Origin of the sequence: Carboxydocella sporoproducens DSM 16521 (assembly GCF_900167165.1) — a bacterium.
In the GTDB taxonomy this organism is placed as follows: domain Bacteria; phylum Bacillota.
Genome location: NZ_FUXM01000028.1, coordinates 24932 through 32836 on the forward strand (window position 1 = coordinate 24932; position 7905 = coordinate 32836).

Genomic DNA, 7905 nt, shown 5'->3' on the forward strand with positions numbered 1-7905 from the left:
GAGGGAAGGAATATGGGTTTTCCGGTTAACCGCCCGCGGCGGCTAAGACGTAATGAAACCATGCGGCGACTGGTGCGGGAAAATCATTTGCGGGTCGAAGACCTGGTTTATCCTCTTTTTGTTACTCAGGGCCAGGGCTTTCGCAAGGAAATTGAATCCATGCCAGGGGTAGCCCAGCTTTCAGTGGATCTGGCAGTGGAAGAAGCGCAGAAGGCAGCTGAACTGGGGATCCCGGCAGTTATCCTGTTTGGTATTCCCGCCTACAAGGATGAAACAGGCAGCAGTGCCTGGGCCGAGGATGAGGCAGTGCAAAGAGCTGTGCGGGAAATCAAAAAGACAGTACCGCAGCTGCTGGTGATTACCGATGTTTGCCTCTGTGAATATACCAGCCATGGGCATTGTGGCCTGCTTCAGGGCCAAGAAGTGGCCAATGATCCTACCCTGGAGTTACTGGCCCGCACAGCTCTCAGCCATGCCCGGGCCGGGGCGGACATCGTGGCTCCGTCGGATATGATGGACGGCAGGGTGGCAGCCATTCGCACCATGCTGGACCACCATGGCTATCAGGATGTTGCCATCATGTCCTATGCGGTTAAATATGCTTCTGCTTATTATGGCCCTTTTCGGGAGGTAGCCGAATCGGCACCGCAATTCGGAGATCGCAAGGCTTATCAGATGGATCCTGCCAATAGCCGGGAAGCATTAAAAGAGGTTGCCCTTGATCTGGAAGAAGGAGCCGATATTGTCATGGTCAAGCCGGCTCTGGCTTACATGGATATAATCCGTCAGGTCAAGGATGCAGTGGTGGTACCAGTGGCAGCCTATAATGTCAGCGGTGAATATACCATGATCAAGGCTGCGGCCCGTCTGGGCTGGATAGATGAAAAACGGATTGTGCTGGAAACGATGCTTGGCTTTAAACGGGCCGGGGCTGATATAATCCTGACCTATCATGCCCTGGATGTAGCGAAGTGGTTGAAGGAGGGCTATTAATGATTATTTCCTGGAATACTACTAATCAATGCAACATGTATTGTGAACATTGCTACCGGGATGCAGGAGCCAAAGCTTCAGAGGAATTGTCCACCGAAGAAGGCAAGGCTTTGCTGGAGGAAATAGCTAAAGCTGGCTTTAAGATAATGATTTTCAGTGGTGGCGAGCCTCTCATGCGGCCGGATATTTTCGAGCTGGTGGAACATGCCGTTAAGCTGGGGCTGCGGCCGGTGTTTGGTACCAACGGTACTCTGATAACTCCGGAAGTGGCCCGCCGCCTGAAAGAAGTAGGCACTATGGGTGTGGGTATTTCTCTGGACAGCATTGATGCAGACAAGCACGATAAATTCAGAGCCTATCCCGGCGCCTGGCGTGATGCTCTCAAGGGCATGAAAAATTGCCGGGATGCCGGCTTACCGTTCCAGATCCATACCACAGTAGTAGACTGGAACTATGATGAAGTGGAAAAGATCACTGACCTGGCGGTGGGAATGGGGGCGGTGGCTCACCATATCTTCTTCCTGGTGCCTACCGGCCGGGCTGTTAACATTGAAGAAGAATCTTTGCGGGCAGAACAATATGAAGCTCTGCTAACCCGGATCATGAAAAAACAGCAGGAAGTGGATATTGAACTGAAGCCAACCTGTGCTCCACAGTTCATGCGCATTGCCAAGGAAATGGGCATGGATTTGCGTTTTGGCCGAGGCTGTCTGGCCGGAACATCCTACTGTATCATTTCCCCCAAAGGAGATGTGCAGCCCTGTGCCTATCTGAATATTCCGCTGGGGAATGTAAGAGATATTCCCTTCAGCAAAATCTGGGCAGAAAATCCGGTGCTGCAGGAATTGCGTACCCTCAACTATTCCGGTGGATGTGGTGTGTGCAAGTACAAGAAAATCTGTGGCGGATGCCGGGCCCGGGCAGCTTTCTACAATAACGGGGACTACATGGCAGAGGAGCCCTGGTGTCTCTATCATGGGCGCAAAGGCTACTAAAAAATGGGAAGGTGGGAAAAGCGGACAGGGGAGTTAATCTCCTGTCCCTTATCTCCATCTAAGGCCAGCCAATAGAAAGGGAGGATCGGATCGTGCATAAGGGTTTTAACCGCTCGCTCGAATTGTTTGCTGAGGCACAGCAGTATATTCCCGGTGGAGTAAACAGTCCTGTCCGGGCTTTTAAAGCAGTAGGAGGTCAGCCTGTCTTTTTTGTCCGGGGACAGGGGTCAAAAATTTATGATGTAGATGGCAATGAGTATATTGATTATGTGGGTTCCTGGGGGCCGTTGATTCTCGGACATTGCCATCCGGCTGTGACTGAAGCTTTACATAAATGGGTTGATCTGGGCACCAGCTTTGGTGCTCCCACGGAACTGGAAACCCGTCTGGCCCGGATGGTGATTGAGCGCGTGCCATCTGTGGAAATGGTGCGGATGGTTAACTCCGGTACGGAAGCTACTATGAGCGCTTTGCGGTTGGCCCGGGCCTACACAGGTCGCAATAAAATCGTTAAATTTGAAGGTTGTTATCACGGGCATGCGGATTCGCTTCTTATCAAGGCAGGTTCCGGGGCTCTCACCCTGGGAGTACCCACCAGCCCTGGAGTGCCAGTCAATATTGCCAGTAATACCATTACCGCCCGGTTTAATGACCTGGCCATGCTGGAGGAGATTTTTGCCCTGGAGGGCAAAGATATTGCGGCGGTAATCATCGAACCGGTACCTGGCAATATGGGGGTGGTACCGCCTCAGCCTGGTTACCTGGAGGGTGTGCGGGAACTGACCCGGCGTTACGGAACCCTGCTAATCTTTGATGAAGTGATGACCGGTTTTAGGGTGGATTATCACTGTGCCCAGGGCTTGTTCAACATTGAGCCTGATTTGACCTGTTTCGGTAAAGTCATTGGTGGCGGCTTGCCGGTAGGAGCTTATGGTGGCAAAAAGGAAATTATGTCCATGGTTGCTCCCGCTGGTCCTGTCTATCAGGCAGGCACGCTATCCGGTAACCCTCTGGCCATGGCTGCCGGGATAGCCACTCTGGAACAATTAACCCCTGTAGCATATGAGGAATTGGAAAGAAAGAGTGCCAGACTGGCAGAGGGAATGGCCCGAGCCGCAAAAGAAGCAGGGCTGGAATTGACTCAGAATCGGGTGGGTTCCATGGTATGTACCTTCTTTACCAGTCAGCCGGTGGTGGACTTCCAGTCGGCCAGCACCTCAGATACACAAGCCTTTGCCCTCTTTTTCCAGGAGATGTTAAAACGCGGGGTTTACCTGGCACCCAGCCAGTTTGAGGCAGCTTTTGTTTCTCTGGCTCATACTGAGGAAGACATCGACCGGACGATTGCCGCTGCCGCAGAATCATTCCGCATAGTGAAAGAACACTGGAAGCGGGGGTAAGAAAATGAAGAAATACCGTCACCTGATCTCAGGTCTAATTGTGGTGGCCATTCTGGCTGTTCTGGTGGTTTCCTTTTTTGCCAATGCCAAAGGCAATCCCCATGGGGAAGACTGGCTGGCCAAACACGGGGAAACTGTAATGCGTAACCGTAACCCGGAAAAAAACTGTCTGAAGTGTCACAGCAAGAAACTGGGGCAGACCAAGGAGAATTTCTGTGACAGGTGCCATCAGGAGCGGGGAGTCAAAGTTCAGTGGCCACAGGCGCAGTAAGTGGAGGGAAGGAGCAGGTGGATCAGTATATTGAGTTTGCCAAACAGATAAACCGCTATTTCGGGGTAGACCTGTTACAGTATAAGCGGCCCCAGATGGAGCGTAGAATTCTGAGCTTGATGCGGACGGTTGGGGTGGATTCCCTGGAGAAATATGTGCAGGTTTTGCGGGGGGATCAAGCCCAGCTGGACAAATTCATGAACCATTTGACCATCAATGTTTCGGAGTTTTACCGCAACCCTGCTCAATGGCAGCAGCTGGAAAAACAGATTTTACCAGAGCTATTGCAGCGATCCCCGAATTTGAAAGTTTGGAGTGCCGGCTGTTCTTCAGGAGAAGAACCTTACACAGTCGCTATGATTTTGAATGAGCTGGCACCTCAGGGGCGGCACCAGATTATCGCTTCTGATATCGATAGTGCTATTCTGGAACGGGCCCAGGAGGGAAGATACAACATAAAATCTGTAGCAGGGCTTCCCGAACCCTACTTCAAAAAATACTTTGACCGGGATGGAGAAGTGGTCCTGGTAAAACCAGAACTAAAGAAGTGGGTTAAATTTAAAAAACATGATTTGCTGAAAGATCCCTATGAGATTTTGTGTGATTTGATTATTTGTCGCAATGTAGTGATCTATTTTACCGAGGAAGCCAAAAATACCATCTATCGCAAGTTTTATAATGCCCTCAAACCGGGAGGAGTTCTGTTTATCGGCAGTACTGAACAGATTTTTCAGGCCCAGGAAATAGGATTTAAATCAGTGGCACTCTTTTTCTACCAGAAAGCGGCGGGATAGATCTTTCTACCCGCCCTTTTTCCGAGGAGGGTTGAAATGAATATTTTCTACTGGCTGCTAGCATTTGTACCTGTATCCATAGCACTGGAATACTGGCATTTTTCTGCCGGCTGGGTGTTGCTTACTGCCTGCCTGGCCATCCTACCTCTGAGCGCCCTGATGGGTAAAGCTACGGAGGAATTGGCCCACTTCACTGGACCGCGGATCGGGGGTTTCCTCAATGGCACTTTTGGCAATGCCGTTGAGCTGATTATCACCCTGATTGCCATCAAAAAGGGCTTGTTTGAAATGGTAAAGGCATCCATCACCGGTTCTATACTGGGCAACCTGTTGCTGGTACTGGGTTTTGCCCTGTTATATGGTGGGATAAAACACCGGGAACAATCTTTTAACCAGCAGGCAGCTGGTATGAATTCCACCATGCTGGCTCTGGCCGTTGCCGGTCTGGTTATTCCGGCTGTGTTTATGTATTCAGCCCATCAACCCCATTCCGACAGGGCTGTTCAGCTTAGCATTGGTGTAGCTGTCGCCCTCTTTCTCGTCTATTTGGCGGCTCTGTTTTTCTCCCTGGTTACTCATCGTGAAATCCTGGCGCCAGTATGTGAGGTGGAAGAGGAGAACGAACCTTGCTGGTCATTGAGAAAAAGCATTACTATTTTGGCCGGAGCTACTGTGCTGGTGGCTGTCACCAGTGAGGTTCTGGTCAGCGCTTTGGAAGAGGTTATTGCTACCTGGCACTGGTCTGAGCTTTTTGTCGGGGTAATACTGGTTCCTATTGTTGGCAATGCAGCTGAGCATTTTTCAGCAGTGCTGATGGCTGGCAAAAACCGAATGGATGCAGCCCTGGAGATTGCAGTGGGTTCCTCGATTCAGATTGCTCTCTTCGTTGCCCCGGTGCTGGTGTTTGCCAGTCTGATTTTTGGCAGACCCATGGACCTGATTTTTCAACCCTTTGAGCTGGCGGCACTGGCAGTATCGATTACAATCGTCAATTTAATTTCTCTGGATGGCAAATCTAACTGGCTGGAGGGGGTTCAGCTGCTGGTTACTTACATAGTGATGGCTCTGGCGTTTTATTTCTTACCAACAGCATAATATTGAATGGGAGTGTATGGGAAAGGCTGTGAGAGCGTGGCAGAGGAGAAATATCAGGTGGTCCTGGATATAGGGACCAGGACATTAATTGGTTTAATCCTGAAACAAGAAGAAAAGGGTTTGAAAGTGGTTACCTGCCAGCGCTGGGAACATCCTGATCGCGCCATGCTGGACGGGCAGATTCATGATATACCGGCTGTAGCAGCGGCAGTAAAGCATGTGGTCGGGCAGCTGGCCAAAAAAGCGCGGCGTCCCATAAGGAGCGTGGCCGTAGCGGCAGCAGGACGTTCTTTGCGTACAGAGCGAGTACGGCTGGAAAAGGACTGGGATTGGGGAAAGCCGGTACAGGCAGGAGATATCAGTGAACTGGAAGAAGAGGCCTTACAGCAAGCTCGTTCTAATGTTACCAGGACCAGACTGGACTGGCATTATCAGTGTGTTGGTTACAGCATAGTACATTACTATTTATCTGGACAGCCAATTGCCAACCTTGTCGGTCAGAGAGGGAACCGGATCGGAGTCGAGCTGATTGCTACCTTTTTGCCCCGGGAAGTAGTGGATTCCTTACAGGCTGTGCTGGATATGACGGGATTGAGTATGGATAGCCTGACTCTGGAGCCTATAGCTGCTGCCCGGGTTGTAATACCTCCTGCGATGCGGCAGTTGTCTCTTGCTTTAGTGGATATCGGAGCCGGAACTGCCGACATAGCGGTTACCCAGCAAGGAGCAATCCAGGGATATGGGATGGTTCCTGAGGCAGGAGATGAAATCACCGAAGCTCTAGCCCAGCTCTTGCTACTGGATTTTAATGAAGCAGAACGTCTTAAACGCTGGCTGAATCAAAAAGATAAGCTGGAATACACTGATATCCTGGGCCAAAAACACCATGCTGAGAGCAGTGAAATAATAAAACTGCTGGAACCCAGGGTACGAGAGCTGGCCCAGAAGATAGGTCAACAAATTTTAGCAATAGCCCCTAAAGGGGTACAGGCGGTCCTGCTGGTCGGGGGCGGTGCCCTGACTCCGGGCCTGGCGCCGTTGCTGGCTGATGAGCTGGGTCTCAGCAGTAACCGGGTAGGCATCAAAGGCAAGGATGCTTTGCAGCAGTGGGTAAACAAGTGGCCGAAAGATTTTGATGGCCCCGATATGATTACCCCTCTGGGGATCGGTTTAACAGCTTTAGCAGGGGAAAATCTCAAACGCTTTCGTTGTTCTGTTAATGGCCAGGATATCGATGTGTTTGGCTGGCAATCTCCCCAGGTACTGGAGGTATTACGGGAGGCTGGAGTACCCCTGCGGGAAATCTTAGGCAAACCTGGAATGGCCTTGAGTTTTACCCTGAACGGGCAATTGCGCCTGGTCAAAGGGGAAGCCGGTCAGCCAGGTCAAATCTGGCTGAATGGCCAGCTGGTGGATTATTCGGCGCGAGTTAGGCCCGGGGACAGGATCGATTATTCTCCGGGGCAACCGGGGGCAGATGCCAGGGTCCGCGTCAAGGAGATTTGGGAGGGGGAAGAATATAGCCGGTTCTGGTTTAATGGTCAGGAGGTACGCTGGCCCTGGACAGTAAAGATTAACGGCCAGACGGTGACCTGGGATAGCTTTATACCTGATCTGGCTACGGTAGAAATAGGACTGGATTTAACTGTAGCCCAATTTTTACAAGGGCAGCAGATAGAGATCGAAAAAGGGGAAATATATCTTAACAAGCAACCTGCTGGTCTGGAGGCAAAAATCAGGCCCGGAGACTGGATTGAATATGAGGTGCGCCGGGAAACAATTATCGTGGATCTGGAAGGACAGGCCCGGGAAATAGAGTGGCAGGAAGGGATGCTGGTTGTGCACGCTCTGGACCTGGTAGGATTCGTTCCCAAGCCCCCCTGGCCGGGAGCAAAAGCCATATTGCTGGTAAATGATAAAATCAGCCAGTTTTCCCAGGCCCTGCAGCCAGGTGATCTAGTCAAGCTTTACTGGCAAAAGGAAGAATAAAAACCGGTTGGTATAACCAACCGGTTTTACTTTCAATTAATGGTGCGGACAAGAGGACTTGAACCTCCACGGGCGTAAGCCCACTAGAACCTGAATCTAGCGCGTCTGCCAATTCCGCCATGTCCGCACATTTAACTGGTCGGAGCGACTGGACTTGAACCAGCGACCTCCACCACCCCAAGATGGCGCTCTACCAAACTGAGCTACGCCCCGACTGACATTGATTATATTAGCGCAAAAACCCCGGATTGTCAAGAGTTTGTTTTAAAATGCTGTGATTATCTTGTGATAATGTCACCTTGTAAAGTATTTTGATAAAATGTCACTATGAGAAACGAGGTGCGTTATCTAATGACACAAAAACAACT

7 protein-coding genes and 2 tRNA genes are annotated in these 7905 nt (G+C 50.8%); 7 read left to right on the forward strand and 2 right to left on the reverse strand.

The window, feature by feature from the left end:
* Positions 1-12: 12 nt before the first annotated feature.
* From hemB to B5D20_RS09905, 7 genes are all read left to right on the forward strand, one after another.
* Positions 13-993 carry a porphobilinogen synthase gene (hemB, locus tag B5D20_RS09875; protein ID WP_078666074.1) on the forward strand — a complete coding sequence of 327 codons (981 nt, stop codon included), beginning with the start codon at positions 13-15 and terminating at the stop codon, positions 991-993.
* Positions 993-1988, forward strand: a complete 996-nt coding sequence (nirJ2, locus tag B5D20_RS09880) for a putative heme d1 biosynthesis radical SAM protein NirJ2 (protein WP_078666075.1) — start codon at positions 993-995, stop codon at positions 1986-1988. The genes hemB and nirJ2 overlap by 1 nt, the downstream gene beginning before the upstream one ends.
* Positions 1989-2080: 92 nt before the next feature.
* Positions 2081-3388 carry a glutamate-1-semialdehyde 2,1-aminomutase gene (gene hemL, locus B5D20_RS09885; protein ID WP_078666076.1) on the forward strand — a complete coding sequence of 436 codons (1308 nt, stop codon included), beginning with the start codon at positions 2081-2083 and terminating at the stop codon, positions 3386-3388.
* A gap of 4 nt (positions 3389-3392) precedes the next feature.
* On the forward strand, positions 3393-3659 hold the full coding sequence (locus tag B5D20_RS09890; RefSeq protein ID WP_078666077.1) for a hypothetical protein: 267 nt from the start codon (positions 3393-3395) through the stop codon (positions 3657-3659).
* Between the two features lie 17 nt (positions 3660-3676).
* The gene (locus tag B5D20_RS09895; RefSeq protein ID WP_242946576.1) at positions 3677-4453 is read left to right on the forward strand and encodes a CheR family methyltransferase; all 777 of its coding nucleotides are present in this window, start codon (positions 3677-3679) and stop codon (positions 4451-4453) included.
* Between the two features lie 36 nt (positions 4454-4489).
* Positions 4490-5548: a calcium/proton exchanger gene (cax, locus tag B5D20_RS09900; protein ID WP_078666078.1), complete on the forward strand. Its 1059-nt coding sequence runs from the start codon at positions 4490-4492 to the stop codon at positions 5546-5548.
* Between the two features lie 36 nt (positions 5549-5584).
* Complete coding sequence (locus B5D20_RS09905; protein WP_159071893.1) at positions 5585-7537, forward strand: cell division protein FtsA; 1953 nt, start codon at positions 5585-5587, stop codon at positions 7535-7537.
* A 40-nt stretch (positions 7538-7577) separates the two neighbouring features.
* Here B5D20_RS09905 and B5D20_RS09910 read toward each other — a convergent pair.
* Positions 7578-7664: transfer RNA gene (locus B5D20_RS09910), tRNA-Leu, on the reverse strand.
* A 9-nt stretch (positions 7665-7673) separates the two neighbouring features.
* Positions 7674-7750 (reverse strand) — tRNA-Pro (locus B5D20_RS09915).
* Positions 7751-7905: the final 155 nt, after the last annotated feature.

Excerpts from the sequence above, each read along its gene's own strand:
- nirJ2 (WP_078666075.1), top strand. The coding sequence starts at position 993 with ATGATTATTTCCTGGAATACTACTAATCAATGCAACATGTATTGTGAA.
- B5D20_RS09890 (WP_078666077.1), top strand. The coding sequence starts at position 3,393 with ATGAAGAAATACCGTCACCTGATCTCAGGTCTAATTGTGGTGGCCATT.
- hemB (WP_078666074.1), top strand. The coding sequence starts at position 13 with ATGGGTTTTCCGGTTAACCGCCCGCGGCGGCTAAGACGTAATGAAACC.
- cax (WP_078666078.1), top strand. The coding sequence starts at position 4,490 with ATGAATATTTTCTACTGGCTGCTAGCATTTGTACCTGTATCCATAGCA.